Origin of the sequence: Vibrio sp. 10N.286.46.A8 (genome assembly GCF_041470165.1) — a bacterium.
In the GTDB taxonomy this organism is placed as follows: Bacteria; Pseudomonadota; Gammaproteobacteria; order Enterobacterales; family Vibrionaceae; genus Vibrio; species Vibrio tasmaniensis_A.
Map to the genome: position 1 here is coordinate 1 of NZ_JBFRLX010000259.1, position 292 is coordinate 292.

Consider the following 292-nt stretch of genomic DNA (forward strand, 5'->3'; position numbering starts at 1 on the left):
AGCTTTCCGAATTTTAAAATTTGCTTGGCGACCATAGCATTGTGGACCCACCTGATTCCATGCCGAACTCAGAAGTGAAACACAATAGCGCCGATGGTAGTGTGGGGCTTCCCCATGTGAGAGTAGGACATCGCCAGGCTTTAAATTAAATCTTTAGGTTGACCGACCTGGAGATATGGACGCTCACTTAGTGAGTTGACCACTGCGGAGTGGTAGTTCAGTTGGTTAGAATACCGGCCTGTCACGCCGGGGGTCGCGGGTTCGAGTCCCGTCCACTCCGCCACTTATTAGA

Annotated in this window: 1 tRNA gene and 1 rRNA gene; both read left to right on the plus strand. The window is 51.0% G+C overall.

Going from position 1 to position 292, the window contains the following annotated elements:
• The first annotated feature begins 23 nt into the window (after positions 1-23).
• Positions 24-139: ribosomal RNA gene (gene rrf / locus AB4232_RS20795) — 5S ribosomal RNA — on the plus strand.
• 67 nt (positions 140-206) lie between these two features.
• A tRNA-Asp gene (locus tag AB4232_RS20800) sits at positions 207-283 on the plus strand.
• Positions 284-292 lie beyond the last annotated feature (9 nt).